This window comes from Geodermatophilus tzadiensis (genome assembly GCF_003002915.1).
Taxonomy (GTDB): domain Bacteria; phylum Actinomycetota; class Actinomycetes; order Mycobacteriales; family Geodermatophilaceae; genus Geodermatophilus; species Geodermatophilus tzadiensis.
This window is the reverse complement of sequence record NZ_PVTG01000019.1, coordinates 93088-118544: the sequence shown is the minus strand read 5'-3', so window position 1 is coordinate 118544 and position 25457 is coordinate 93088. Positions and strand designations below refer to the sequence as shown.

Sequence of the window (25457 nt, the reverse complement as noted above, 5' to 3'; positions counted from 1 at the left end):
GGCACGGCCGACAGATCTCAGCCAAGACAGCCAGGCGTCGGTCAGCACTCAGGGTCAGACCGCGCCCGATGGCGCCGCAGACATCCTCACTGTCAGCGCATGTGCGTCCGCGGCCGCTCCTGGCGGACGCCGTCGACGACCACGTCCACCTCCTCGTCGTAGAAGGCGACCAGGCCGGCGATCGGCGTCAGCTCGCGCGTCGGGAAGTCATAGCACCACGCGACGTCGTCGACCCCCTGGATCGACCAGTACCCGCTGGTCCGGCCCTTGTAGGGGCACTGCGTGACCGTGCCGCTGGGCGTGAGGTGCTCCCAGCGGACGTCGGTGCGCGGCAGGTAGGAGCGGGTGGGCAGCCCGGTCTCGAAGACGAGCACCGGCGACGCCGACTCCGCCAGCACCACGCCGTCGCGCTCGATCCGCACCCGCCGCGACGAGCGGATGGCGTCGACCCGGGCGTAGGGGTTGCGCGGGTGGACGAAGACCTCCTCGTCCTCCTCGAACCACGCGTCGAGCGCGGCCCAGTCGAGGCGGACGTGGCCGGCCAGCTCGGGGACGCGGTCGCCGGTGTGCACGAGCGCCGCGCCGGGCCGCTCGAGGCCGCCGGCGCGCAGCCCGTGCCGGGCCGCGGTGCCCACCGGCGTCCCGGCGACCTCGCCCTCGTCGGCCAGCACGCCGGGCGCGACGTCCTCGAGCGGGACCACGTACTGCGGGTAGGGCGGCCACTCCCACACGTACCGCGCGCGCAGGGTGTCCAGGACGACCACGCCACCGAGCACCGCCCGCACGCGCCGGGGCACGGGCTCGACGTGGCCGGTGGGGACGATCGCGCGCGGGTGGTCGGGCACAGTGCCTCCTGCAGCAGGATGACGGCCACCGCCGTCGGAGCAGAGGAGTCCACCGTGGCGCACCAGCCGGTCGCCGACCAGGTCCCCGGGAGCACGGCGCCGGCCGGTCGGGTCGCCGTCGAGACCAACGGCATCAACGTCATCGCCGAGGACGAGCGCCGGGGCTCCCCGCGGCAGCTGTTCTGGCCGTGGTTCGGCGCGAACGTCAGCGTGCTCGGCCTGGCCTACGGCTCGTTCCTGCTGGGCTTCGGCATCTCGGCCGCCCAGGCGCTGGTCGCCGGTGTCGTGGGCATCGTCGTGTCCTTCCTGCTGTGCGGGCTGGTCGCGATCGCCGGCAAGCGCGGCTCGGCGCCCACCCTGGTGCTCAGCCGTGCCGCCTTCGGCGTGCACGGCAACCGGGTGCCCGCGGTGCTGTCCTGGGTGCTCACCGTGGGCTGGGAGACGGTGCTGGTCAGCCTCGCCACGCTGGCCACGGCCACGGTGTTCGGCCAGCTCGGCTGGAGCGGCGGGACGGCGACGCAGGTGGTGGCCCTGCTCGTCGTCGCCGCGCTCGTGGTCGCCGGCGGCGTGCTCGGCTTCGACGCGATCATGCGCATGCAGCGGTGGATCACCGTGGTCAGCGGCGTGCTCACCGTGGTCTACGTGGTGCTCGTCGCCGGGGAGGTCGACTGGTCGGCGGTCACCGCCACGCCGGGCGGGACGACGGCGGCCGTGGTCGGCGCGCTGGTGCTGGCGATGACCGGCTACGGCTTCGGCTGGGTCAACGCCGCGGCCGACTACTCGCGCTACCTGCCCCGCACGGCGTCCACCCGCGGCGTCGTCGGCTGGACGACGTTCGGCGGCGCCCTCGCCCCGGTCGTGCTGCTGGGCACCGGGCTGCTGCTGGCCGCCTCGGACGCCGAGCTGTCGGCCGCGATCGGCGCCGACCCGGTCGGCGCCCTGGGCTCGATCCTGCCGACCTGGTTCCTCGTGCCCTTCGTCGTCGTCGCGGTGCTCGGCCTGGTCGGCGGGGCGCTGCTGGACATCTACTCGTCGGGCCTGTCGCTGCTGGCCGCCGGTGTCCGGGTGCCCCGCCCGGTGGCGGCCGGCATCGACGGCACGCTCATGGTGCTCGGCGCGATCTGGGTGGTCTTCCTCGCCACCGGGGGCTTCTTCGTGCAGTTCCAGGGCTTCCTCATCACCCTGGGCGTGCCGATCGCCGCCTGGTGCGGCGTGTTCCTGGGCGACCTCGCGCTGCGCCGCCGCGACTACGCGGAGGCCGACCTCTACGACGCCCGCGGCCGCTACGGCGCCGTCCCGGCGGTGCCGCTGGTGCTCCTGGCGGTGGGCACCGTCCTGGGCTGGGGGCTGGTCACCAACGGCCTGGCCGGCTGGCTGGACTGGCAGGGCTACCTGCTCGGCCCGCTCGGGCTCGGCGGCCGCGAGGGCGCGTGGGCCTTCGCCAACCTCGGCGTGCTGGTCGCCTTCGCGGTCGGGCTGCTGGGCACGCTGGCGCTGCGCCGGCCGGCCGTGCGGGCGCAGGAGGCCGCCCCGGCGGTGCCGGGACGGCCTCCCGTGGTGCGCTGAGGGCGCTCAGCCCTGCAGCGTCTCGGCGAACAGCGGGACGGCGTTCTGCAGCGCGTACTCCGTGCCCAGCACCGAGCCGCTGGAGAAGGCGTTCACGAGCGCCTCGTCCTCCAGTACGAGGGCGTTGCCGGCCTGCACCGAGCCCAGCGTCTGCCACAGCGGGTTGCCCGTGATCTGCGCCGGGTCGACGAAGATCGGGAAGACGACGGTCAGCGGGGCGTCGAGCAGGCCGACCTGCTCGTCGGACACCGGGACGAAGAAGCTCTCGCCGGCGAGGTCCTCGATCGCCGGCTTGTTGGTGAAGCCGAGCGCCTCCATGAAGTCCACCCGGGTGTCGCCGCGGACGTAGGCGCCGAAGCCCTCGGAGGTGTAGGCGCCGACGGCGACCTCGGTGCCGTCGAAGTCCGCGTTGGCGGCGGCGGCGTCGGCGAAGCCCTGCTCGAGGTCGGTGCGCAGCTGCTCGGCCTCCTCGCTGCGACCCAGCGCCTGGCCGACCAGCTCCAGCTGCTGCTGCCACGTCGTCCGGTACTGCTCGGCGCCCTCGGGGACGCCGACGGTCGGGGCGATCCGGCGGAGCTGGTCGTAGCGCTCCCGGGTGCCGTCGGAGCGGGTGTCGAGGATGAGGTCGGGCTCCAGCGCGGCGACCGCCTCCAGGCTCGGCTCGAGCGTCTCGATGATCTCCGGTGCCTCGTCGTAGCGGCCCTCGGCCCACGGGCCCACGCCCTCGCCGCCGAAGCCCAGCCAGTCGCTGGCGCCCACCGGCTGCACGCCCAGCGCCAGCGCCGTCTCGGCGTCCGACCAGCCCAGCGCCACCACGCGCTGCGGCTCCTCGGGGATCTCGACGTCGCCGAAGGCGGTGCTCACGGTGACCGGGAACGCCCCGTCCCCGCCGCCGGCGGACGACGCGGAGGAGCTCTCGGACAAGCCGCCGCCGGAGCCGCACGCGGCCAGCGCCCCGGCGGTGGTCAGGGCGGCCGCGACCAGGGCGGCGCGCCGGGTGAGGGGGCGGTGGGACATGACGGTTCTCCTCGGGTCGGGTCGCGGTGAGGTTAGCCTGTCCTCACCCCGGGGCTCCGGAGCGCCCGGTTAGCCTCCGGCCGTGAGCGATCTCCCCGGCTGGCTGGTGGTCGTGGACCTGCAGCACGTCTTCGGCGACCCGGACTCCCCGTGGACGGCGCCCCGCTTCGAGGAGGTCCGCCCGCGGGTCCGCGAGCTGGTGGCCGCCTTCGGCGAGCGGGTGGTGTTCACCCGCTTCGTCGCGCCGGCCGAGCCGGTGGGCGCCTGGGTGGACTACTACGCGCAGTTCCCCTTCGCGCTGCAGCCGCCGGGCGCGCCGCTCTACCGGCTGGTCGAGGACCCCGGCGGGGCCCGCGTGCTCGACGCGCCCACCTTCGGCAAGTGGGGCCCGGAGCTCGCCGGGGTCGTCGGCGGCGGCCCGGTCACCGTCACCGGGGTGGCCACCGACTGCTGCGTGGTGTCCACCGTGCTGCCGGCCGCCGACGCCGGCGTCCCGGTGCGGGTGGTCACCGACGCCTGCGCCGGCTCCAGCGACGACGACCACCGCCGCGCGCTGCACCTCATGGGCCTCTACGCGCCGCTGGTCGAGCTGACGACGACCGCCGAGGTCCTCGCCGGGTGACCGCGGTCCCGCCGCCCCCGGACGCCCGGCTGCCCGACGGCTACGCCGTCCGGCTGGCCCCCGGCACCCGCCGGCGGGAGGACGGCGCGGTGCTGCTCGGCGGCTCGCCGCTGCGGTTGCTGCGCCTCAGCTCCCGCGCCCGCACCCTGCTCGCCGGCGACCGGCTCACCGTGACCGACGCGTCGAGCGCCGCGCTCGCCGGCCGGCTGCTCGACACCGGGGTGGCGACACCCGAGCCCGCCGGCCCCGCGCCCGGCCCCGCCGACGTCACCGTCGTCGTCCCGGTGCGGGACCGGGCCGACGGCGTCGCCCGCCTGCTGGCCGCGCTGCGCGCCGACCCGGTCACCGCCGGCGTGCGGGTGCTCGTGGTCGACGACGGCTCGGCCGACCCCGCCGCGCTGGCCGCCGCGGCCACCGGTGCGGAGGTGCTGCGCCACGAGCGGTCGCGGGGGCCCGCGGCGGCGCGCGACACCGGCCTGCGCGCGGCGACGACGGCGGCGGTGGCCTTCCTCGACTCCGACTGCGTGCCCGAGCCCGGCTGGCTGGCGGCGCTGCTCCCGCACCTGGCCGACCCGCGGCTGGCGCTGGTCGCCCCGCGCGTGACCGCGCTGCCGTCGACCGCGCCGGGCTGGGTGACGCCGTACGAGACGGCGGTCAGCGCGCTGGACATGGGGCCGGCACCGGCGCGGGTCGCGCCGCTCAGCGGCCTGTCCTACGTGCCCAGCGCCGCGCTGCTGGCCCGCCGCGCCGCCCTGGGGGAGGGGTTCGATCCCGGCATGCGGGTGGCCGAGGACGTCGACCTGGTCTGGCGGCTGACCGCGGCCGGCTGGCGGGTGCGCTACGAGCCGGCCGCCCGGGTGGCGCACGACCACCCGAGCACGACCGGGTCCTGGCTGCGCCGCCGCGCGGTCTACGGCACCGGCGCCGCCCCGCTGGCCGCCCGGCACGGCAGCCTGGTCGCGCCCGTGGTGGTCTCGCCGTGGACGGCCGCCGCGCTGGTGCCCGCGGTGGCCGGCGGGCGGCCCGGGCGGGTGCTGGCCGCGGGCGTCCTCGGCGCGGCCACCGTCCGGCTGGCCCGCCGGCTCGCCGGTCCCGGACGGCCGGCGCCCTACGGGCTGGCCGCGGCGCTGGTCGTGCGCGGCAGCGCGGCCGGCGCCCGCACGCTGGCCCGCGCCGCCACCCGGCACCACTGGCCGCTGGCGGCCGCCGCGGCGCTGGTCTCGCGCCGCGCCCGCCGTGGGCTGGCCGTCCTGGCCGTCGCCGACGCCGTCCTCGGGTGGCTGCCGCACCGCGGGCGGGTGGGGCTGCTGCGCTTCGCCGCCGCGCGCCGGCTGGAGGACCTCGCCTACGGCGCCGGGCTGTGGGCCGGTGCGCTGCGGGCCCGCGACGCCCGGGCCCTGCTGCCCGCCCGCCCGCCGGACGTCGCCCCGCCGCGCCCGCGATGACCAGGTGACCTGATCGTTCGGTGTCCTACCCGACCGTGGGACGTCGGGTGGGACGCTCGACGATCAGGTGACCTGGTCGTCGCCGCACCTCCCGGACGGCTGACCTGCGGGATCGCACCCTGGCGCGGGCCTGGGATCCGCGTCACCATGGGCGGGTCATGAGCCCCAGCCCCCGGACTCCGTCGTGACCGGCGTCAGCCCGTGGCTCGCGCTGCCCGAGGGCCGGCCCACCCCGGAGCTCACCCGGCAGCTGCGCGCCGCGCACGAGACGTTCGTGACCCGCGGTGCCCCGCCCTCGCGGTCCGGCGTCCGCCCGGTCGTCCGGGAGTCCTGGGCGCGCAGCCTCGGCAGCGGCGTGGACCCCGACGGCCAGGGCCCGCCGGTGGACCTGCTCGACGACGCCCTGGCCGCCTACCGCGCCGGCCACCCGCTGGCGCCGGTGCTGCCGGTGATCCGGCGCCTGCTGGTCGAGGACGCCGAGGCCGACCGGATGATCGTCGCGGTCACCGACGCCGACGGCCGGATGCTGTGGGTCGAGGGCGACACCCGGCTGCGCCGCCTGGCCGAGAACATGAACTTCGTGCCCGGGGCCCGCTGGTCGGAGGACGTCGCCGGCACCAACGCCCCCGGGACGGCGCTGGCGCTCGACCACCCCGTGCAGTTCTTCGGCAGCGAGCACTACCGCCGCCCCGTGCAGCCGTGGAGCTGCTCGGCCGCCCCGGTCCACCACCCGGTCACCGGGGTGCTGCTCGGCGCCATCGACGTCACCGGCGGCGACCACGTGGCCAGCCCGCACGTGCTCACCCTCGTCCGCGCCACGGTCGCCGCGGTGGAGTCCGAGCTGCGCTGGCTGCACCGGGAGCAGGGCGACGAGCGACCCGCCCGGACGACGGCGGCCCCGGCGCGGGAGGCCGCGCCGCTGCTGGAGGTGCTCGGCCGCGACCGGGCGCGGCTGACCCGCGCCGAGGAGGCGGTCGAGCTCTCGCTGCGCCACTCCGAGCTGCTCCTGCTGCTGGCCGAGGCGGCCGCGACGGGGGAGGGCCGCAGCGCCGAGCGGCTGGCCGCCGAGTGCCACGGCGGCGGCGCCGCGGTCACCGTGCGCGCGGAGCTGTCGCGGCTGCGCCGGCTGGTCGGTCCCGAGCTGGTCGGGTCGCGTCCCTACCGGCTGCTCGGCCCGCTGGAGACCGACGTCGGCACGCTGCGCCGGCTGCTCGACCGGGGCGCGGTCACCGCCGCCCTCGACCGCTACACCGGGCCCGTGCTGCCGCGCTCCGGCGCGCCCGGCGTCGCGGCGGCCCGCCGGCGCACCGCCGTCGCGCTGCGCGCCGCGGTGGTGGCCAGCCGGCGGCCGGAGCTGCTGCTGCGCTGGACGGCGCTGCCCGAGGCCCGGGACGACGCCGTCGCCTGGCAGACCCTGCTCGAGGTGCTGCCCGCCGGGTCCCCGCGCCGGCCCGCGGTCGCCGCCCACCTGCTCGCGCTGCGCCGGGGCCCGCGCGGCTGACCCGACACGCCGGTCGGGGAATGCGCCCCGCGCCGGCGTCCTTGGGACGGCTACGTGACTGCCCGCACCGCCGCCCCGCCCGCCCCCGCGCCGACCTCGCTGGGCACCCCGCGCGTGGCGGTGGCCCTCGCCGCGCTGGCGCTGGGCGGGTTCGCGATCGGCACCACCGAGTTCGTGACGATGGGGCTGCTGCCCGACATCGCCACCGGGGTCGGCGTCGACATCCCCACCGCGGGCCACGTCATCTCCTCCTACGCCCTCGGCGTGGTCGTGGGCGCCCCGGTCATCGCCGCGCTGGGGTCGCGGCTGCCGCGCCGCGGCCTGCTGGTCGGGCTCATGGCGGCGTTCCTGGCCGGCAACGTGCTCAGCGCGCTCGCCTCCGGGTCGACGACGCTGCTGCTGGCGCGGTTCGTCAGCGGCCTGCCGCACGGCGCCTACTTCGGCGTCGCCTCGCTGGTCGCCGCCGCGCTCGTGCCGCCGGCGCTGCGCGGGCGGGCGGTCAGCACGGTCATGCTCGGCCTGGCCGCCGCGACCCTCGCCGGGGTCCCCGCGGCCACCTGGCTGGGCCAGACGCTGGGCTGGCGCGCGGCGTACTGGGCCGTGGTCGTGCTGGCCGCGCTGACCGTCGCCGCGGTGCTCGCCGTCGTCCCGCCGACGCGGCAGGACGGCGGCACCGGCATCCGCACCGAGCTGGGCGCCCTGCGCCGGCCGCAGGTGCTGCTCACGCTGGTCGTGGCCACGGTCGGGTTCGGCGGCATGTTCGCCGTCTACAGCTACATCGCCCCGATCACCACCGACGTCGCCGGGCTCCCCCGGGGCGCCGTCCCGTGGGTGCTGCTGGCCTTCGGCGTCGGCGGCTTCCTCGGCACCGCGCTGGGCGGGCGGCTGGCCGACCTCGCGCTGTTCCGCTCGCTGGTGGGCGCGATGGTCACCGTCCTGGCGCTGCTGCTGGTCGTGGGCCCCGCGGCGGCCACCGGCCCCACCCTGTTCGCCGTCGTCTTCCTGCTCGCGCTGAGCGCCTCGACGCTGGTCGTCTGCCTGCAGCTGCGGCTCATGGAGGTCGCCGGCGAGGCGCAGATGCTCGGCGCCGCGCTCAACCACTCCGCGCTCAACGCCGCCAACGCGCTGGGCGCCTGGCTGGGCGGCGTGGTCATCGCGGCCGGCCACGGCTACACCGCGCCGAGCCTGGTCGGCGCCGCGCTCGCGGCGGCCGGCCTGGTCGCGCTGGCCGCCTCGGCGCAGCTGCGCCGCCGGGAGCTGCGCGCGGCCGCCTGAGCGCGGCCGTCACCGTGCTGCTGCAACACCGCTGCAACCTCCGCTGTGCGCCCGACACGCCACGGTGGCGTCCGCACCTGCGGACGCGCGGCGGGCCTCCGTTCCGCTGACGCGGACCGAGGGCACCTGGTCGCCCAGGTAAGCGTGGCCTAAGTCACTCCCCCGTTGACACACTCCGCCGCAGAGCGCCCGCGGAGTCGGGCGCGTTCGCCCCCTGCAACGACAGCGGAGGATCCATGACACGGGTGAGCATGCGGGTCGACGGCGTGACCTACACCGACGAGGTCGAACCCCGGACGCTGCTGGTCCACCACCTGCGCGAGGCGCTGGGCAAGGTCGGCACGGTCGTCGGCTGCGACACCAGCAACTGCGGTGCGTGCACCGTGCACCTCGACGGGCAGGCCGTGAAGTCCTGCACCGTCCTGGCCGTGCAGGCCGACGGTGCCGAGGTCACCACCATCGAGGGCGTCGCCGCGCCCGACGGCAGCCTGCACCCGGTGCAGAAGGCCTTCCACGAGATGCACGGTCTCCAGTGCGGCTACTGCACGCCCGGGATGATCATGGCCTCGATCGACCTGCTCAAGGAGAACCCGAACCCCAGCGACACCGAGGTGCGCGAGGGCATCGAGGGCAACCTCTGCCGGTGCACCGGCTACCAGAACATCGTCCGCGCGGTGCAGCAGGCAGCCGGTGAGCTGTCCGGCTCGGCCGCCACCCCGGAGACGACGGGAGCGCAGGCATGACGGTCACCGAGGACGCCGCCACCACCCAGGTGCCGGGCCCCGAGAAGGAGGTCGGCAAGGCCCGCAAGCGCAAGGAGGACGCGCGCCTGATCACCGGGCGCACCACCTGGACCGACAACATGGTGCTGCCCGGCATGCTGCACCTGTCGGTCGTGCGCAGCCCGGTCGCCCACGCCCGCATCACCGGCATCGACGTGTCCGCGGCGAAGGAGTCCCCGGGCGTCGTCACCGTCCTCACCGGCCGCGATCTCGCCGACGAGCAGGGCTCGATCCCCTGCGCCTGGCCGGTCACGCCGGACATGAAGAACCCCGGCCACCCGTCGATCGCCGTCGACCGGGTCAACCACGTGGGCGAGGCGGTGGCGGTCATCGTCGCCCGCTCGCGGACCGCGGCCGCCGACGCCGTCGAGCTCGTCGACGTCGACTACGACCTGCTCCCGCCGGTGCTCGACATGGAGGAGGCCGTCCGGGAGGGCGCCGACCTCGTCCACGACGACCTCGGCACCAACACCAGCTACCACTTCGTCTTCGACGCGGGCGAGGCCGGCACCGGCGGCGACACCGAGCAGGCGTTCGCCGACGCCGACGTCGTCGTCAGCCGGCGGTTCGTCAACCAGCGGCTGATCCCGGCGTTCATGGAGCCGCGCTCGGTCGTCGTCCAGCCGCAGGGCGACAACTTCACGATGTGGTCGGCCACCCAGATCCCGCACGTGCTGCGCGTGATGCTGGCGATGGTGACCGGCATCCCCGAGCACAAGCTGCGCGTGGTCGCCCCCGACGTCGGCGGCGGCTTCGGCGGCAAGCTGCAGGTCAACCCCGAGGAGGTCCTCGCGCTGCTGATCGCGCGCCGCCTCGGCAAGCCGGTCAAGTGGACCGAGACCCGCAGCGAGTCGCTGATGACCGCCCACCACGGCCGCGACCAGGTCCAGTTCATCGACGTCGCCGCCGACCGCGAGGGCAACGTCAAGGGCCTGCGCGTGCGGCTGCTCGCCGACATGGGCGCCTACCTGCGGCTGATCACCCCCGGCGTCCCGGCGCTGGGCGCGTTCATGTTCCCGGGCATCTACAAGTTCCCGGCCTACCGCTTCGAGTGCGACGGCGTGTTCACCAACAAGGTGCCCACCGACGCCTACCGCGGCGCCGGCCGGCCCGAGGCGACCTTCGCCGTCGAGCGGATCATGGACGAGCTCGCCGTCGAGCTCGGCATGGACCCGCTCGAGCTGCGCCGCAAGAACTGGATCCAGTCGCAGGAGTTCCCGTTCACCACGGTGGCCGGCCTGGAGTACGACAGCGGCGACTACGACGCGGCCACCCAGCAGGCGCTCGACCTGCTCGGCTACTCCGAGCTGCGCGAGGAGCAGCGCCGCCGCCGCGAGTCGAACGACCCGGTGCAGCTGGGCATCGGCTTCTCCACCTTCACCGAGATGTGCGGCCTGGCCCCGTCGCGGGTGCTCGGCTCGCTGTCCTACGGCGCGGGCGGCTGGGAGTCGGCGTCCATCCGGATGCTGCCCACCGGCAAGGTCGAGGTGGTCACCGGCTCGACGCCGCACGGCCAGGGCCACGAGACGGCGTGGAGCCAGCTGGTCGCCGACCAGCTCGGCGTCCCCTTCGAGGACGTCGAGGTGCTGCACGGTGACACCGCCGTCGCGCCCCGGGGCATGGACACCTACGGCTCGCGCTCGCTGGTCGTGGGCGGCACCGCCGTCGTCAAGGCCGCCGACAAGGTGATCGCGAAGGCCCGCAAGGTCGCCGCGCACCTGCTCGAGGCCAGCGAGGACGACCTGGAGTTCTCCGGCGGGAAGTTCTCCGTCCGCGGGACGCCGGGGTCGGGCCTGTCCATCCAGGAGATCGCGCTCGCCGTCTTCGCCGCGCACGACTACCCCGACGACGTCGAGCCCACGATCGACGCGGACGCTACCTTCGACCCGGTGAACTTCTCCTTCCCCCACGGCACGCACGTCTGCGCCATGGAGGTCGACACCGACACCGGGTTCGTCAAGATCCGCAAGTACGCCTGCGTCGACGACGTCGGCACGATCGTCAACCCGCTCATCGTCGAGGGGCAGGTGCACGGCGGCCTGGCGCAGGGCATCGCCCAGGCGCTGTACGAGGAGGCCGTGTACGACGCCGACGGCAACCTCACCACCGGTACCTTCGTCGACTACCTGGTCCCCTCGGCCGCCGACCTGCCGCACTTCGACACGGGCAACACCGTGCACGTGGCCCCCGGCAACCCGATCGGCGCCAAGGGCGTGGGCGAGGCCGGCTGCATCGCCAGCACGCCGGCGGTGGTCAACGCCGCGCTCGACGCCGTCCGGCACCTGGGCGTGTCCGACATCCGCATGCCGCTGACCCCCGAGCGGGTCTGGCGGGCGATCCACCAGGGCGGCGACGGCGGGGACCGGGCCACGGCCGGGTCCAACGCCTACGGCGGCGCCCAGACCGAGACCACCGCCGGTGTCTCGACCCCGCGGTCCGCTCTCGGAGGTGACCGGTGATCCCCGCCCCGTTCGAGTACGTCCGGCCGACGACGGTCGAGGAGGCCGTCCAGGCGGTCGCCGAGGGCGGCGAGGACGTCAAGATCATGGCCGGCGGGCAGTCGCTGATCCCGGTCATGCGGCTGCGCCTGGCCGCGCCGGAGACGATCGTCGACCTCGGCCGGGTCGCCGAGATGCGCGGCGTCCGCGACGAGGGCGACGTGCTGGTCATCGGCGCGATGACGACGCACGCCGAGGTGATCACCGACCCGCTGATCGCCCAGCACGCGCGGCTCATCGCGGAGGCGACCGAGACGGTGGCCGACCGGCAGACCCGCCGTCGGGGCACCTTCGGCGGGGCGCTCGCCCACGCCGACCCGGCCGGCGACCTGGCGGCCGTGGCCCTGGCGCTCGACGCGGAGATGGTGATCGCCGGACCCGGCGGGCGGCGCACGGTGCCGGCGTCGGAGTTCTTCGTCGACTACCTCACGACCTCCCTCGACGAGGGCGAGATCCTGGTCGAGATCCGGGTGCCGAAGCTGTCCGGCGACTGGGGGGTGCGCTACGAGAAGTTCAACCGCGTGGCGCAGGCCTGGTCGATCGTCGCGGTCGCGGCCGCCGTGCGGCGGGAGGACGGGCACATCGCCGAGGCGCGGATCGGGCTGACCAACATGGGCCCGACGCCGCTGCGCGCATCGGCCACGGAGGCGGCCCTCGCCGGGGCTCCGGCGACGGCCGACGCGGTCGCCGCGGCAGCGCGGTCGGCCGCCGAGGGCACCAGCCCGAGCAGCGACCTCAACGCCCAGGCCGACTACCGCGAGCACCTCGTGCAGGTGTTGACCCGCCGGGCGGTCACCGCCGCCGCCGGGCTGTAACGTCCGGCACAACCCCGGCTCCCGCCCGTCCCCTCGGCCGGCCCGCCCTCCCGGGCGGACCGGCCGAGGTCCGTTCCCCACCCCGGAGGTCGCACCGTGCAGCTGGAGAACTCGTTCACCGTCCCCGTGCCCGTCGACGAGGCCTGGCGGGTCCTGCTCGACATCGAGCGCATCGCCCCGTGCATGCCCGGTGCCGCGCTGGACTCCGTCGAGGGCGACTCGTTCACCGGCCGGGTCAAGGTCAAGCTCGGCCCGATCAACCTGACCTACCAGGGCAAGGCGTCCTTCATCGAGAAGGACGAGGCCGCGCACAAGGCGGTCATCGACGGCCGCGGCAAGGACCAGCGCGGCAACGGCACCGCGGCCGCCCTCATCACCGCCCAGCTGAAGGACGAGGGCAGCAGCACGCGGGTCGACGTCCTCACCGACCTCAACATCACCGGCCGGCCCGCCCAGTTCGGCCGCGGCGTGATGACCGACGTCGGCAACAAGCTGCTCGGCCAGTTCGCCGACAAGCTCGCCGCCCAGCTGGGCGAGGGCGACGCGCAGGGTGACGCGGCGCGCGCCGAGGCGGCGCGGGTCGACGCCCCCGGCCCGGTCACCGCCACCGCCACCGGCGTCGTCGAGGAGGTCGCCGCCTCCGTGGAGCAGACGCCGGGCGACAACGCCGTGGCGCAGAAGGTGCGCGACGCCGGGACGGCGACCCGGGAGGCCGCGGCCGCCGCCACCGACAGCAGCGCCGGCCGGCACGCCGCCGAGGCCAACCCGCCCACCGCGCCGATCACCGCGGTCGGCTCCACCGACACCGCGCCGGTGAGCGCGGTGGCCGCCGGCGGGGACAGCGTGCCCGCGGGCACCGGCGCGGTCCCCAGCGGCCCGTCGTCCGGCACGACGGCGCCGCCGACGCGCCCGGCCACCGGCGCCCCGCCGCGCAGCACCCCCGCGGCCGCCCCGCGGCAGCCGGCGGCGGAGCCGGAGCCGATCGACCTGCTCGAGGTCGCCGGTGGCGCGGCGGCGGCCCGGTTCGCCCTCCCGGCCGCGGGGGTGGCCGCGGTGCTGCTGCTCGTCACGCTGGCCGTCCGGCGGCGCCGCCGCCGCTGAGCCCACGGGCCGTCCGACCACCGCCCGCGCACCCGCGGGCGGTGGTCAGGTCCGGACGGCGGCCAGGTGCGCCAGCCAGGCCAGCGCCGCCGTGGCCACGGCCCCGGGGTCGCGGCCGAGCGAGTGGTCGCCCGGGACGGCGGTGACCGACGCGCCGGGCACCCCGGCCAGCGCCGCCTCGACCTCCGCCGGGCCGCCGAACGCGTCGGTGGCCCCCTGCACCACTCCCAGCGGCACCCCGGCGGCGGCCAGCTCGGCGGCGCGGCTGCGCTCCGGCCGGCCCGGCGGGTGCAGCGGGAACGCCAGCGCCAGGACGCCGTCGGCACGGAGGGCCGTCGCCGTCCGGCAGGCCACCCGGGCGCCGGCGCTGCGGCCGCCGAGCACCAGCGGCCCGGCCAGCTCGGGGCGCAGGGCGTCGAGGACCGCGGTCCAGGCGGTGTCCAGGCGCGGCGGGGCCGGGGCGATCCGCCGGCCGGCCACCTGCCAGGGCTGGGCCACCCGCAGCACCCGCCAGCCCGCGCCGGCCGCCGCCGCGGTGACGGCGGTCAGGTCGGCCGAGCCCACCCCGCCGCCGGCGCCGTGACCGAGCACGAGCGTGCCGCGCGGGCGCCCGTCCGGCCCGTCGTCCGGCCCGTCGCGGTGCACGCCGGCCGGGCCGAGCGGGGTCTCGACGAGCCTCACCCCGGGAGGGCGAGCAGCGCCTCGACCGCGCCGGCGAGGTCCGGCGCGAGGACGGCCGGGGCCGGGTAGGCCGCCGGGTAGACCCGCTCGCCGCGCGGGAACCAGGCCCCGGTCAGCCCGGCCTGCTCCGCGCCGAGGACGTCCCAGCCGTGCGCGGCCACCAGCGCCATCCGCCCGGGCTCCACCCGGCACGTGCCCGCGGCCCACAGGTAGGCCGCGCGGGAGGGCTTCCAGGCGCGCACCGTCTCGCTGCTGATCGACCGCTCGACCAGCGGCGCGATGCCGCCGCGCTCGAGGCCGGCCTCGGCCACGCCGGGGGAGCCGTGGGTGAACGTCACCGCCCGCACGCCGGCCTCGGTCAGCCGGCGCAGCGCGGGCTCGACGTCGGGGTGCGGGGACAGCTCGAGGAAGGCGTCGGCCACCTGCGAGCGGTCGTCGTCGGCGAGGTCGGTGAGCTGGGCCAGCGCGGCGTCGAACGCGGCGCGGAAGGGCAGCCAGGTGCCGGCCACGGTGGCGGCGAACCCGGTCTGCAGCGTGCGGCCGAAGACGGTGGCCAGCAGGTGCCCGGGCAGGCCGAGCTCGACGAGCGCGGCCTGCACCGGCGCCAGGTCGAGCAGCGTCTCGTTGACGTCGAAGGCGACGACGTGCGGGCGCCGGGCGCTCACGCGTTCTCCTCGCCCCGCCCGGCGGTGGTGCGCCGGCGCCGGTGGTGGCGCACGTCCTTGGCCCGCTTCCAGACCAGGTAGCCGATGCCGAGGGCGAACGCCGCGACCACCGCGTAGTCGAGGTAGTGCAGGTTCTCCTGCAGGAAGTCGCCGGCCAGGACACCGAGGGTGACCAGCACGGTGTTCCAGATCAGGCTGCCGGCCGCGGAGTAGAGGACGAACTGCAGGATCGGCATCCGCACCACCCCGGCGGGCACGGAGATGAAGCTGCGCACGATCGGCACCATGCGGCCGAAGAACACCGCCGAGCGGCCGTGCCGCTCGAACCAGGCGAAGGTCCTGTCGACGTCGGCGGTCTCCACCAGCGGCAGCCGGTCGAGGAAGGCGTGCGACCGCCGGGGGCCCAGCGCCCGGCCCACGTAGTAGAAGAACAGCGCGCCGAGGATCGAGCCGAGCGTGGCGAAGGCGATGACCGCGACCATGTTCATCTGGCCGGCGTTGATCAGGATGCCGGCGAGACCGAGCACCGCCTCGCTGGGGATCGGCGGGATGACCGTCTCGAGCAGGATGCTGAACCCCACGCCGACGGGCCCCAGCCTCTCGACGAGGTCGAGCAGGAAGCCGGTGATCCCGCCCTGGTCTGAGGCGGCGGCGGCGAGGAGGGACATGGGTCCACGGTAGAGGCGCCCCCTGGGGACCGCCTGGACGCCGCCGGGACACGGGGGGCCGCCGGAGGCCGCTGGGGCTAGCGTGCCGCCATGCGCCAGCGCCTGACCGCCCGGGCCGTGGTCGTGGGGGACCGGGCGGGCACCGTCGTCCCCGACGCCGTCGTCGACGTCGACGACGGCCGGATCGCCTGGGTGGGGCCGGCCGCCGACGCCCCGCCCGCGGGCGACGCGGAGGTCGTGGCGCTGCCGGGCCTGCTCGTGCCGGGGCTGGTGAACACCCACTCGCACGCGCCGATGGTGCTCTTCCGCGGCCAGGGCGAGGGGCTGCCGCTGGAGCGCTGGCTGCGCGAGGTGATGTGGCCGCGGGAGGCGCGGCTGACCCCCGACGACGTCGAGGTCGCGATGACCGCGGCGTCGGCGGAGATGCTGCGCGGCGGGGTGACCACCAGCGTGGAGATGTACTTCTCGCCCGAGCGGATCGCCGCCGCGGTCACCGCGACCGGCGCCCGCGCGGTGATCCCCGCGCCCATGGTGCCGCTGCGGGGGATGCCGCCGCTGGAGGAGCAGATGGCCGCCGCCGTCGACCTGGCCTCCCGCGTGCCCGACGACGGCAGCGTCGAGTACGGCCTGGGCCCGCACGCGGCCTACACCGTGCCGCTGCCCCTGCTGCGCCGGGCCGCGGAGCTGTGCCGGGAGCACGGGATGCTGCTGCACCTGCACGTGGCCGAGACCGCCGGCGAGGGCGCCGACCTGCTGGCCGCCCACGGGCTGTCGGTGCCGGCGCTGCTGGCCGCGCACGACGTCCTGGGCGGGCGGGTGCTGGCCGCGCACTGCGTGCACATGGACGACGGCGACCTGGAGCTGTGGGCGGAGTACGACGTCGCTGTCGCGCACTGCCCGGCGAGCAACGCCAAGCTCGCCAGCGGCCTGGCGCGGGTGCGCGACATGCTCGACCGCGGCATCCGGGTGGGCCTGGGCACCGACGGTCCGGCGTCCAACGACGGGCTGGACCTGCTCGCCGACGTCCGGCTGGCCGCCCAGCTGGCCCGGCTGCGCGAGGCGTCGGCCACCGCGCTGACCGCCGCCGAGGCGTTCTGGCTGGCCACCGGCGGGGCCGCCGACGCGATCGGCCGACCCGACCTGGGCCAGCTGGCGGCCGGGCGGCGGGCCGACCTGGTGCACGTCGACACCCGCGACCTCGGCTTCGAGCCGGTGGGCGACGACGCCGACTGGCTCACCCACCTGGTCTGGTCCGGGGTGTCCCGGCTGGTGCGCGACGTGTGGGTGGGCGGCCGGCCGGTGGTCGCCGACGGCGCGGTCACCGGTGTGGACGCCGAGGCGCTGCGGGCCGAGGTGGCGCAGCGCGCTGCCCGCCTCGCCGGCTGACGACGGGCCCCGCCGGGATCAGGTGACCTGGTCGTCGCGTGTCCTCCCTGGCGGCGCACGGTCGGGGAGGACGCGCTGCGGTGCGGTGGGACGACCGCCGGCATTCCTCAACCAGACGGTTGACAACGGTGTGGCCGCGGCCCTAACCTCCTACTCAACCAACTGGTTGATGAAGGAGGTCGCAGGTGGCGGCGGACGCGCTCTCCCGGGTGTTCGCGGCACTGGCCGACCCGACCCGGCGCGACATCGTCGCCCGGCTCGCGGTCGGTGACGCGACGGTCGGCGAGCTGGCCGCCCCCTACGACGTGACCGTGCAGGCGGTCTCCAAGCACCTGCGGGTGCTCGAGGACGCCGGCCTGGTCAGCCGCAGCCGGGAGGCCCAGCGCCGCCCGGTGCACCTCGAGGCGGAGGTGTTCGACCTGATGACGAAGTGGATCGAGCGCTACCGGCGCCAGGCCGAGGAGCGCTACCGCCGCCTCGACGACGTCCTCCGGTCCCTGCCGGACGACGTCCCCCCCACCCGCCCCGCCGACCCACCCCAGGAGAGGAACCCGTCATGACCACCAGCACGCGCGAGACCCGGATCGTCGCCGACCCCGACGTCCCGCTGGTCCGCATCACCCGCGAGTTCGACGCCCCGCCGAGCAAGGTGTTCCGCGCGCACACCGACCCGGAGCTGCTCGTGCAGTGGCTGGGCCCGCGCGGCCTGCAGATGCGGATCGACTCCTTCGACTGCCGGCCGGGCGGCTCCTACCGCTACGTGCACAGCGACGCGAACGGCGAGTACGCCTTCCGCGGCTGCTTCCACGACGTCCGGCCCGACGAGCTGATCGTGCAGACGTTCACCTTCGAGGGCTGGCCCGAGGGGGTCGCGCTGGAGAAGCTCGTCCTCGAGGACCTCGGCAACGGCCGCACCCGGCTCACCGCCACCTCGCTGGTCGACTCCTTCGAGGGCCGCGACGCCTTCCTGGCCAGCGGCATGGAGACCGGCGTCGTCGAGGGCTACGAGCGCCTCGACGAGGTGCTGGCCCGCTGACTCACGGGCGCAGCGAGATCGTCTCCCCGCGCGCGACGGTCCGCAGCTCACCCGGTACCCGCCGCTCGGCGACCTCCCGCACGAAGTCGCCGAGCGGCGAGGCGAACCGGTCGTAGTCGTCGAAGTGCACCGGCACGGTCACCGGCGGCTTGAGCAGCTCCACCAGGTCGGCGCCCTGCCGGCCGTCCATGGTCACCGTGATGCCGAGCGCCTTCGTCCCGCCCAGGTGCGGGACGACGACGTCGAGCGGGCCGCAGCGCTCGAGCACCTCGCCCAGCCACGGGCGGAACAGCGTGTCGCCGGTGACGTACCCGCGCCAGGACACCTCGCCGCCGCGCAGCAGCTCCAGCACGCTGCCCATCACCGGCGGCAGCACCCGCGCCAGCGGCCCGGGGCCGTGCACGCCGGGCACCGAGGTGATCCGCAGCGTCTCCCCGTCCCCGCCGATCTCGTGCACCTGCCAGGGCCGCAGGTCGGCCGTGGCCGAGAAGCCGCGGGAGGACAGCGCGCGGGCCGCCGCCTGGGTGGTGACGACCGGCGTGGCCTTGTCGATGGTGGCGTAGGCGATCCGGTCCCAGTGGTCGCCGTGCAGGTGGGAGAGCAGGACGGCGTCGAGGTCGGGCAGGTCGTCCGGCAGCAGCGCCGGGTCGGTCAGCCGCTTGGCGAACAGCCCCTTGCCCAGGTACACCCGCTCCCCGCGGCGGACGAAGTTCGGATCGGTGAGCAGGGTGAACCCGCCCAGCCGGAGCAGCGTCGTCGCGTTGCCGCCGAAGGTGAGGGTGACGTCGTCCGGGCCGCTCATGCGCGCCCCCTACCCCGCGCGGCGGGTGGTCAGCCGCGCCGGCGCCCGCACGGCGACCGGCGGGCCAGGCACCGGTCGCCGTGCGACCCCGCGGACGTGCACGGGGCGACTCCGCGCAAGTGCACGGGGCGACTCCGCGGACGTGCACGGAGGGGCGGCGCGCGGCGGCTGGTAGACAGAGGCGATGGTGCAGCCCCGGGACGTCGACGAGTCCTTCCTCGCCCTGCCCCTGTCCGCGCTCACCGAGGCGGCGCTCACCCGCGCGGTCGACCTCGGCTGCGAGCACGCCGACCTGCGGGTGGAGCGGATCCGCACCCAGTCGATCAACCTGCGCGACGCGCGCCTGGAGGCGCTGGCCGACGGCGAGGACCTCGGCCTGGCCGTCCGGGTGGTGCACGAGGGCACGTGGGGCTTCGCCGCCGGCGTCGTCCTCACCGCCGCGGAGGCCGTCCGGCTGGCCGAGCAGGCGGTCGCCGTCGCGAAGGTGTCGGCCGCGGTCGCCAGCGACCGGGTGGAGCTGGCGCCCGAGCCGCCGCACGAGGGCAGCTGGGTGTCGGCCTACGACGTCGACCCCTTCGAGGTCCCCGACGCGGAGAAGACGGCGTTGCTCACCGAGTGGTCGGAGCGGCTGCTGGCCGCCGACGGCGTGGAGCACGTGCAGTCGGGCTGCACCCACGTCAAGGAGCAGAAGTACTACGCCGACACCGCCGGCACCCGCACCCGCCAGCAGCGCGTGCGCATCCACCCGGTGTTCGACGCGCTGACCGTCGACCGCACCACCGGCGCGTTCGAGAGCATGCGCACCCTCGCCCCGCCGGTCGGCCGGGGCTGGGAGTTCGTCACCGGCGGGCACTGGGACTGGGACGGCGAGCTGGCCGAGCTCCCCGAGCTGCTGCGCGAGAAGACCAAGGCGCCGTCGGTCGACCCGGGCCGCTACGACCTCGTCGTCGACCCGTCCAACCTGTGGCTGACCATCCACGAGTCGGTCGGCCACGCCACCGAGCTCGACCGCGCGCTGGGCTACGAGGCGGCCTACGCCGGGACGTCGTTCGCCACCGTCGACAAGCTCGGCAGCCTGCAGTACGGCTCGCCGCTGATGCACGTGACCGGCGACCGCACCGTCGAGCACGGCCTGTCGACCATCGGCTGGGACGACGAGGGCGTCGAGGCGCAGCGGTGGGACATCGTCCGCGACGGCGTGCTGGTCGGCTACCAGGTCGACCGCAACACCGCGCGACTCGGCGGGATGGCGCGCTCCAACGGCTGCGCCTTCGCCGACTCGCCGCGGCACGTGCCGGTGCAGCGGATGGCCAACGTCTCGCTGCAGCCGGCCGCTGACGGTCCCGACCTCGCCGGCCTGATCGGCGGGGTGGAGCGCGGCATCTACGTGGTCGGCGACAAGAGCTGGTCGATCGACATGCAGCGCTACAACTTCCAGTTCACCGGCCAGCGCTTCTACCGGATCGAGGGCGGCCGGCTGGCCGGCCAGCTGCGCGACGTGGCCTACCAGGCGACGACGACGGACTTCTGGGGCTCGATGCGCGCCGTCGGGGGGCCGTCCACCTACCGCCTGGGCGGGGCGTTCAACTGCGGCAAGGCCCAGCCCGGCCAGGTCGCCCCGGTCAGCCACGGCTGCCCGGCCGCGCTGTTCGAGGGCGTGACCATCCTCAACACGGTCCAGGAGGGCGGGCGATGAGCCGGCTGACCGCGCAGCAGCTGGTCGAGCAGGTCCTGGCCGCCTCGACGGCGGACGGCTGCGTCGCCTACGTCGTGGAGAGCACCGAGGCCAACCTGCGGTGGGCCTCGAACAGCCTGACCACCAACGGCGCGATGCGCTCGCGGCAGGTCGTCGTCGTCTCCTTCGTCGACGGCGGCGGCGGCATGGCGGCCGGCACGGTCGCGCGGACCGGCACGCCGGACGTCGCCGCGCTGGTGGCCGCCAGCGAGCAGGCCGCCCGCGACGCCGGCCCGGCCGAGGACGCCGTGCCGCTGCTGAGCGAGCCGCCGCCGGGGGCGGGGGACTGGGACGCCGACCCGGCGGAGACCTCCATCGAGGTGTTCGCCGAGTTCGCGCCGGCGCTGGGGGAGGCCTTCGGCGGCGCCCGCGACCGCGGCGACCTGCTGTTCGGCTACGCCGAGCACTCGCTGACCACCACCTACCTGGGCACCTCCACCGGCCTGCGGCTGCGGCACGACCAGCCCAGCGGCCGGGTGGAGCTCAACGGCAAGAGCACCGACTTCTCCCGGTCGGTGTGGGCCGGCGTGGGCACCCGCGACTTCCGCGACGTCTCGGTGCCCGACCTCGCCGCCGACGTCGAGCGCAAGCTCGGCTGGTCGCAGCGCCGGGTCGACCTGCCCGCGGGCCGGTACGAGACGCTGCTGCCGCCGTCGGCGGTCAGCGACCTGATGCTCTACGCCTACTGGACGATGGAGGCCCGCGACGCCGACGAGGGCCGCAACGTCTTCGCCCGCACGGGCGGCGGCAACCGGATCGGCGACCGGCTGGCGCAGCTGCCGCTGACGCTGCGCAGCGACCCGGCCGAGCCGGGCCTGGAGACCGCGGCGTTCCAGGTGGTGGGCAGCTCCTCGGGCGCCGCCTCGGTGTTCGACAACGGCATGGCCACCCCGGCGGTGGACTGGATCCGCGACGGCGTGCTGACCAACCTGGTGCGGCCGCGGGCCTGGGCGCTCAGGACCACGGCACCGGCCGTGGCCGCCGTCGACAACCTGGTCCTGGAGGCGCCGGACGCCACCGCCACCCAGGACGAGATGGTCGCCGCCACCGACCGCGGGCTGCTGCTCACCACGCTCTGGTACATCCGCGAGGTCGACCCGCAGACGCTGCTGCTCACCGGCCTGACCCGCGACGGCGTCTTCCTCGTCGAGGGCGGCGAGGTGACCGGCGCGGTGAACAACTTCCGCTGGAACGAGTCGCCGGTGGACCTGCTGGGCCGCATCTCGCAGGCCGGCCGCACCGAGCGCACCCTGCCGCGCGAGTGGAACGACTGGTTCACCCGCGCCGCGATGCCGCCGGTGCGGGTGCCCGACTTCAACATGAGCTCGGTGTCGCCGGCGAGCTGAGGGACCCCGCGCTCAGGCGTCGGGGACGGCGAGGTGGCGGGGGTTGGCCACCCTCAGCCGGTCGCGCACGCCCTCGCGGACGGCGTCGACGACCGCGTCCCAGCGGTCGTCGAGGGTGCCCTCGTCGATCGCCCGGGACAGCGCGGCGTCGTCGGCCGTCCCCAGGCCGGCCAGCCGGGCCCGCCGCCGCGCCCGGGCGCCGCCGCCGAGCAGCAGCTCGCGGCGCACGGTGGCGACCACGTTCGCCGCCACCTGGGCGTGGAACGACGTCCGGCCCTGGGTGGCCGCCCGGACCTCGCCGGCCAGGAAGTCCCCGACCGCGGCGGCCAGCTCGGCCGCGGTGGGCCGGCCGAACAGCAGCTCGTCCCCGTCCGGCTCCTCGCCGGGCGCGGCCGCGGCCGGGGTGTCGAGGCCGAGGGCGAGCAGGACGTCGAACTCCTGCTCGGCCGCGCGCCGGCCGATCGCGGCCAGCTCCACCGACGGCTCGGCGCCCGAGAGGTGGCGCTCGGTCATCGCCCGGCACATCAGGCCCCACTGGACGGTGCCGTAGAGCTCCCACCAGCGCAGCTCCGCCGCCGTCGGCCGCCACCCGGCGACCGCGGCGTAGCCGTCGAGCAGGTCCTCGCGCGTGCCGACCCCGGCGGCGGGCAGCCGGGAGCCGAAGCGCCACACCTTGGCGCAGCACCAGCCGAGGTCCTCCAGCGGGTCGCCGCGGTGCACCAGCTCCCAGTCCAGGACGGCGCGGAGCCCGTCGGGACCCACCATGAGGTTGCCCAGCCGGAAGTCGCCGTGCACGAGCACCGGACCGTGCGCCGGCGGGCGGTGCTCCCGCAGCCGGCGCAGGCCCAGCGCCAGCCCGGGCGGGGGCGGGCCGCCGGTGAGGAAGGCCGTCGTCAGCCGGTCGAGCGGGTCGCCGACGGCGGGGATCCCGGTGGACCCGTCGAGGGGGGCGGCGTGCAGCCGGGCGAGGACGGCGCCGAGCTCGCGGGCCAGCCCTGCCCGCGCCGCCGCGTAGGCCTCGTCCCGCAGCAGCCGGCGCGGGACGGTCTCGCCGTCCACGCGGCCCATGAGCAGGTACTCCGCCGGCAGGCCGTCCTCCCCGCCGCCGACGTCGACCAGCTCGGGCACCGGCACCCCCGCGCGGGCGGCCGCGGTGATCGCCTCGGCCTCCACCGCCAGCGGGACGCCGCCGGTGCCGGCACCGCTGCGCAGCACCAGGCCCCGGCGCCCCGAGGGGTCCACCGCGGTGAGCGCCCACGTCTCGCGGTTGGCCCCACCGGTGAGCCGGGTCAGGCCCTCGACGGTCACCGGCCGGCCGGTGAGCCGGGTCAGCCGCCGGGCGAGCGCGCTCGCCGGCCCCTCGGTCACCGCAGGAAGCCGAACAGCTGCCCGGCCACGCGCCGCATCTGGATCTCCTCGCTGCCCTCGGTGATCCGGTAGCGGCGGTGGTGGCGGTAGATGTGCTCGAAGGGCAGGTGGCGGGAGTAGCCCATGCCGCCGTGCACCTGCATCGCGCGGTCGGCGGCGTCGCAGACCAGCCGGTTGCCGCGGTAGTTGCACATGGACACGCGGTGGCCGATGGTCACTGCCGGTTCGCCGCGGGCGGTCAGCTCGTCGAGGTCGGCCGCGGTGGCGCGGATGAGCGTGCGGACCAGCTCGGCCTCGGTGTGCAGCTCGACCAGCGGCCACTGGATCGCCTGCCGCTCGGCCAGCGGTCGGCCGAAGGTGGACCGCTGCCGGGCGTGCTCGACCGAGCGGTCGATGCAGAACTGCGCCGCTCCCACGCCGGAGGCCGCCTGGCGGATCCGGTTCTCGTGCACGAAGGTCTGCGCGACGGCCAGCCCCTCGCCCTCGGCGCCGAGCACCGCCGAGCCCGGCACCCGGACGGCGTCGAGGACCACCTCGCCGTGGTCGGTGGGCATGTTGAGCGTCCACCAGAAGTGCGGCACCGACAGGCCCGGCGCGTCGATCGGCACCAGCAGGGCGCTGATCCCGCGCGCCTCGCCCGGCCGGCCCGAGGTGCGCGCGAAGACCAGCAGGTGGGTGCCGGTGTGCACGCCGGTGATCCACCGCTTGCGGCCGGTGACGACCCAGTCGCCGCCGTCGCGCTCCGCGCGGGTCTCCATCCAGGTCGCGTCGCTGCCGTGGTCGGGCTCGGTGAGCGCGAAGGACATCCGGCGCTCGCCGGTGACCAGCGCCTCGACGAACTCCTCGCGCTGCTCCGCGGTGCCGAACAGGTGCAGCAGGTGCGGCACCACGAGGTTGCCGACGACGCTGTGCTCGTTCTGCAGGTCGTTGTGCAGGCCCAGCCCGCGGTGGGCGAGGTGCTCGCGGACGACGGCCATGTCCACGTTGCCGCCGTCCCGCCCGCCCAGCTCGGCCGGCAGCGAGTACCGCAGCCAGCCGGCGGCATCGGCGCGGCGGCGCACCTCGGCCAGCAGCTCCTCCCACTCCGCGCGGGGCACGCCGCCGGCCTCGACGTCGGTGCGGGCGAACTCGCGGCGGTGGTCGAAGAAGCGGACGTTGTCGTCCTGCTGCTCGAGCGGGTCGATCTCCGCCGCGACGAAGGCGTCGAGGTCGGCGAGCAGCGCGGTGAGCCGGGCGGGCAGCGCGGAGCCGGGGACCTCCCCGCGGGGAGGCGGGGCGGGGGCGTCCAGCGCGGGCATGCGGACCTCCTGTCCGGCGGCGGTGCCGGGCGCCCCGACCCTGGCAGCGGCCGTTCCTCGACGTCAACGTCGGCCTCCGGCGGTGCTGTCCCGGCGGCGACACCCAGCGCGGACCGGAGCTCGACTGCCCGACGCCGACGTCTCCCGAGGACAGCTCCGGGAGCCGGCCGACGGTCTCCGGGCTCCGGCTAGCGTGCGGTCCCGGGTGCTCCGCCGGGGAGCGCCGGGAGGAGACCTGCCGTGACCGACCCCCAGACGACCACCCTGCCCGAGGGCCTGACCGTGGCGGTGCTCGGCGGCACCGGGCCCCAGGGGCGCGGGCTGGCCCGCCGGTTCGCCGGGGCCGGCGTGCGCGTCGTCCTGGGCAGCCGGGACGCCGGCCGCGCGCAGGCCACCGCGGCCGACCTCGCCGCGGCCACCAGCGGGGACGTGACCGGCGAGGACAACGCCGCGGCGGCCCGCGCCGGGGACGTCGTCGTGGTCGCGGTGCCGTGGGAGGGCCACGCAGAGCTGCTCGCCGGCCTGCGCGGGGAGCTCGCCGGCAAGGTCGTCGTCGACTGCGTCAACCCGCTGGGCTTCGACAAGCGGGGCGCCTTCGCGCTCGCCGTCCCCGAGGGGTCGGCCGCCGAGCAGGCCGCGGGCCTGCTGCCCGACAGCCGCGTCGTCGCCGCCTTCCACCACGTCAGCGCCGTGGTGCTCGAGGACCCCGGGGTCGCCGAGGTGGACACCGACGTGATGGTCCTCGGCGAGGACCGCGAGGCCACCGACCTGGTGCAGGCCCTCGCGAGCGCCGTCCCGGGCATGCGCGGGGTCTACGCGGGGCGGCTGCGCAACGCCCACCAGGTCGAGGCGCTCACCGCGAACCTGATCAGCGTCAACCGCCGGTACAAGGCACACGCGGGGCTGAGGGTCACCGACGTCTGAGCGCGTCGCTCCTGGGGCGGGTGTGACGACAGCGGCGAAACCGACCTCTCGTACCGCACGGCGATCCCGCTCAAACACGGA

At 76.2% G+C, this 25457-nt stretch carries 23 protein-coding genes; 15 read left to right on the top strand and 8 right to left on the bottom strand.

Features of this window, described 5'->3' with window-relative positions; genetic code table 11:
* Positions 1-92: 92 nt before the first annotated feature.
* Positions 93-845, bottom strand: a complete 753-nt coding sequence (locus tag LY71_RS20590; RefSeq protein ID WP_106281241.1) for a DUF427 domain-containing protein — start codon at positions 843-845, stop codon at positions 93-95.
* Between the two features lie 54 nt (positions 846-899).
* Between LY71_RS20590 and LY71_RS20585 the strand changes: the two genes are divergently transcribed.
* Positions 900-2411: a purine-cytosine permease family protein gene (locus LY71_RS20585; RefSeq protein WP_245888142.1), complete on the top strand. Its 1512-nt coding sequence runs from the start codon at positions 900-902 to the stop codon at positions 2409-2411.
* A 6-nt stretch (positions 2412-2417) separates the two neighbouring features.
* Here LY71_RS20585 and LY71_RS20580 read toward each other — a convergent pair whose 3' ends face one another.
* Positions 2418-3428: an iron-siderophore ABC transporter substrate-binding protein gene (locus LY71_RS20580; protein ID WP_106281236.1), complete on the bottom strand. Its 1011-nt coding sequence runs from the start codon at positions 3426-3428 to the stop codon at positions 2418-2420.
* 82 nt (positions 3429-3510) lie between these two features.
* Between LY71_RS20580 and LY71_RS20575 the strand changes: the two genes are divergently transcribed.
* From LY71_RS20575 to LY71_RS20540, 8 genes are all read left to right on the top strand, one after another.
* Positions 3511-4050, top strand: coding sequence for a cysteine hydrolase family protein (locus LY71_RS20575; protein WP_106281234.1), 540 nt, complete (start codon positions 3511-3513; stop codon positions 4048-4050).
* On the top strand, positions 4047-5495 hold the full coding sequence (gene mftF, locus LY71_RS20570) for a mycofactocin biosynthesis glycosyltransferase MftF (RefSeq protein ID WP_106281232.1): 1449 nt from the start codon (positions 4047-4049) through the stop codon (positions 5493-5495). Before LY71_RS20575 ends, mftF begins: the two co-directional genes overlap by 4 nt.
* A gap of 184 nt (positions 5496-5679) precedes the next feature.
* Positions 5680-6996: a sigma-54-dependent transcriptional regulator family protein gene (locus LY71_RS20565; protein WP_106281229.1), complete on the top strand. Its 1317-nt coding sequence runs from the start codon at positions 5680-5682 to the stop codon at positions 6994-6996.
* A 54-nt stretch (positions 6997-7050) separates the two neighbouring features.
* Positions 7051-8271, top strand: coding sequence for an MFS transporter (locus LY71_RS20560; protein ID WP_211297457.1), 1221 nt, complete (start codon positions 7051-7053; stop codon positions 8269-8271).
* Positions 8272-8507: 236 nt separating this feature from the next.
* Positions 8508-9014, top strand: coding sequence for a (2Fe-2S)-binding protein (locus LY71_RS20555; RefSeq protein WP_106281227.1), 507 nt, complete (start codon positions 8508-8510; stop codon positions 9012-9014).
* The gene (locus LY71_RS20550; RefSeq protein ID WP_106281225.1) at positions 9011-11512 is read left to right on the top strand and encodes a xanthine dehydrogenase family protein molybdopterin-binding subunit; all 2502 of its coding nucleotides are present in this window, start codon (positions 9011-9013) and stop codon (positions 11510-11512) included. Before LY71_RS20555 ends, LY71_RS20550 begins: the two co-directional genes overlap by 4 nt.
* Entirely contained in the window at positions 11509-12366 is an 858-nt protein-coding gene (locus LY71_RS20545) for an FAD binding domain-containing protein (RefSeq protein ID WP_106281223.1), read from the top strand. The genes LY71_RS20550 and LY71_RS20545 overlap by 4 nt, the downstream gene beginning before the upstream one ends.
* Positions 12367-12462: 96 nt before the next feature.
* On the top strand, positions 12463-13467 hold the full coding sequence (locus LY71_RS20540) for an SRPBCC family protein (protein ID WP_106281221.1): 1005 nt from the start codon (positions 12463-12465) through the stop codon (positions 13465-13467).
* Positions 13468-13512: 45 nt separating this feature from the next.
* Here LY71_RS20540 and LY71_RS20535 read toward each other — a convergent pair whose 3' ends face one another.
* Genes LY71_RS20535 through LY71_RS20525 form a run of 3 tightly spaced genes read right to left on the bottom strand, consistent with a single transcriptional unit; the run spans position 13513 to position 15481 of the window.
* Entirely contained in the window at positions 13513-14148 is a 636-nt protein-coding gene (locus LY71_RS20535) for an alpha/beta hydrolase family protein (protein WP_106281219.1), read from the bottom strand.
* Complete coding sequence (locus LY71_RS20530; RefSeq protein WP_106281217.1) at positions 14145-14813, bottom strand: HAD-IA family hydrolase; 669 nt, start codon at positions 14811-14813, stop codon at positions 14145-14147. Before LY71_RS20530 ends, LY71_RS20535 begins: the two co-directional genes overlap by 4 nt.
* Positions 14810-15481 carry a DedA family protein gene (locus LY71_RS20525; protein WP_106281215.1) on the bottom strand — a complete coding sequence of 224 codons (672 nt, stop codon included), beginning with the start codon at positions 15479-15481 and terminating at the stop codon, positions 14810-14812. Before LY71_RS20525 ends, LY71_RS20530 begins: the two co-directional genes overlap by 4 nt.
* 90 nt (positions 15482-15571) lie before the next feature.
* On the opposite strand from LY71_RS20525, the gene LY71_RS20520 reads away from it, so the two are divergent.
* The 3 genes from LY71_RS20520 to LY71_RS20510 all read left to right on the top strand — a co-directional run bounded on the left by LY71_RS20520 (position 15572) and on the right by LY71_RS20510 (position 17903).
* Complete coding sequence (locus LY71_RS20520; RefSeq protein WP_106281213.1) at positions 15572-16867, top strand: amidohydrolase family protein; 1296 nt, start codon at positions 15572-15574, stop codon at positions 16865-16867.
* Between the two features lie 185 nt (positions 16868-17052).
* Positions 17053-17427, top strand: a complete 375-nt coding sequence (locus tag LY71_RS20515; protein WP_106281211.1) for an ArsR/SmtB family transcription factor — start codon at positions 17053-17055, stop codon at positions 17425-17427.
* Positions 17424-17903, top strand: coding sequence for an SRPBCC family protein (locus LY71_RS20510; RefSeq protein WP_106281209.1), 480 nt, complete (start codon positions 17424-17426; stop codon positions 17901-17903). Before LY71_RS20515 ends, LY71_RS20510 begins: the two co-directional genes overlap by 4 nt.
* A 1-nt stretch (position 17904) precedes the next feature.
* Here the strand turns inward: LY71_RS20510 and LY71_RS20505 are convergent, their stop codons facing one another.
* Positions 17905-18705 (bottom strand): MBL fold metallo-hydrolase, encoded by an 801-nt coding sequence (locus tag LY71_RS20505; RefSeq protein ID WP_106281207.1) that lies wholly within the window; start codon positions 18703-18705, stop codon positions 17905-17907.
* Positions 18706-18889: 184 nt separating this feature from the next.
* On the opposite strand from LY71_RS20505, the gene LY71_RS20500 reads away from it, so the two are divergent.
* Together LY71_RS20500 and LY71_RS20495 are read left to right on the top strand one after the other, a co-directional pair.
* Positions 18890-20401: a TldD/PmbA family protein gene (locus tag LY71_RS20500; protein ID WP_106281205.1), complete on the top strand. Its 1512-nt coding sequence runs from the start codon at positions 18890-18892 to the stop codon at positions 20399-20401.
* A complete protein-coding gene (locus LY71_RS20495) occupies positions 20398-21786 on the top strand; it encodes a metallopeptidase TldD-related protein (protein ID WP_106281203.1) in 1389 nt (462 codons plus the stop codon). The genes LY71_RS20500 and LY71_RS20495 overlap by 4 nt, the downstream gene beginning before the upstream one ends.
* A gap of 12 nt (positions 21787-21798) precedes the next feature.
* Here the strand turns inward: LY71_RS20495 and LY71_RS20490 are convergent, their stop codons facing one another.
* On the bottom strand, positions 21799-23154 hold the full coding sequence (locus LY71_RS20490) for a phosphotransferase family protein (protein WP_106281201.1): 1356 nt from the start codon (positions 23152-23154) through the stop codon (positions 21799-21801).
* Complete coding sequence (locus LY71_RS20485) at positions 23151-24452, bottom strand: acyl-CoA dehydrogenase family protein (RefSeq protein WP_106281199.1); 1302 nt, start codon at positions 24450-24452, stop codon at positions 23151-23153. Before LY71_RS20485 ends, LY71_RS20490 begins: the two co-directional genes overlap by 4 nt.
* Before the next feature lie 240 nt (positions 24453-24692).
* Here LY71_RS20485 and npdG point away from each other — a divergent pair, with 240 nt between their 5' ends.
* Entirely contained in the window at positions 24693-25376 is a 684-nt protein-coding gene (gene npdG, locus LY71_RS20480) for an NADPH-dependent F420 reductase (protein ID WP_106281197.1), read from the top strand.
* The last annotated feature ends 81 nt before the right edge of the window (positions 25377-25457 follow it).

Excerpts from the sequence above, each read along its gene's own strand:
- LY71_RS20580 (WP_106281236.1), bottom strand. The coding sequence starts at position 3,428 with ATGTCCCACCGCCCCCTCACCCGGCGCGCCGCCCTGGTCGCGGCCGCC.
- LY71_RS20555 (WP_106281227.1), top strand. The coding sequence starts at position 8,508 with ATGACACGGGTGAGCATGCGGGTCGACGGCGTGACCTACACCGACGAG.
- LY71_RS20550 (WP_106281225.1), top strand. The coding sequence starts at position 9,011 with ATGACGGTCACCGAGGACGCCGCCACCACCCAGGTGCCGGGCCCCGAG.
- LY71_RS20525 (WP_106281215.1), bottom strand. The coding sequence starts at position 15,481 with ATGTCCCTCCTCGCCGCCGCCGCCTCAGACCAGGGCGGGATCACCGGC.
- LY71_RS20520 (WP_106281213.1), top strand. The coding sequence starts at position 15,572 with ATGCGCCAGCGCCTGACCGCCCGGGCCGTGGTCGTGGGGGACCGGGCG.
- LY71_RS20510 (WP_106281209.1), top strand. The coding sequence starts at position 17,424 with ATGACCACCAGCACGCGCGAGACCCGGATCGTCGCCGACCCCGACGTC.
- LY71_RS20505 (WP_106281207.1), bottom strand. The coding sequence starts at position 18,705 with ATGAGCGGCCCGGACGACGTCACCCTCACCTTCGGCGGCAACGCGACG.
- LY71_RS20500 (WP_106281205.1), top strand. The coding sequence starts at position 18,890 with ATGGTGCAGCCCCGGGACGTCGACGAGTCCTTCCTCGCCCTGCCCCTG.
- LY71_RS20495 (WP_106281203.1), top strand. The coding sequence starts at position 20,398 with ATGAGCCGGCTGACCGCGCAGCAGCTGGTCGAGCAGGTCCTGGCCGCC.
- LY71_RS20485 (WP_106281199.1), bottom strand. The coding sequence starts at position 24,452 with ATGCCCGCGCTGGACGCCCCCGCCCCGCCTCCCCGCGGGGAGGTCCCC.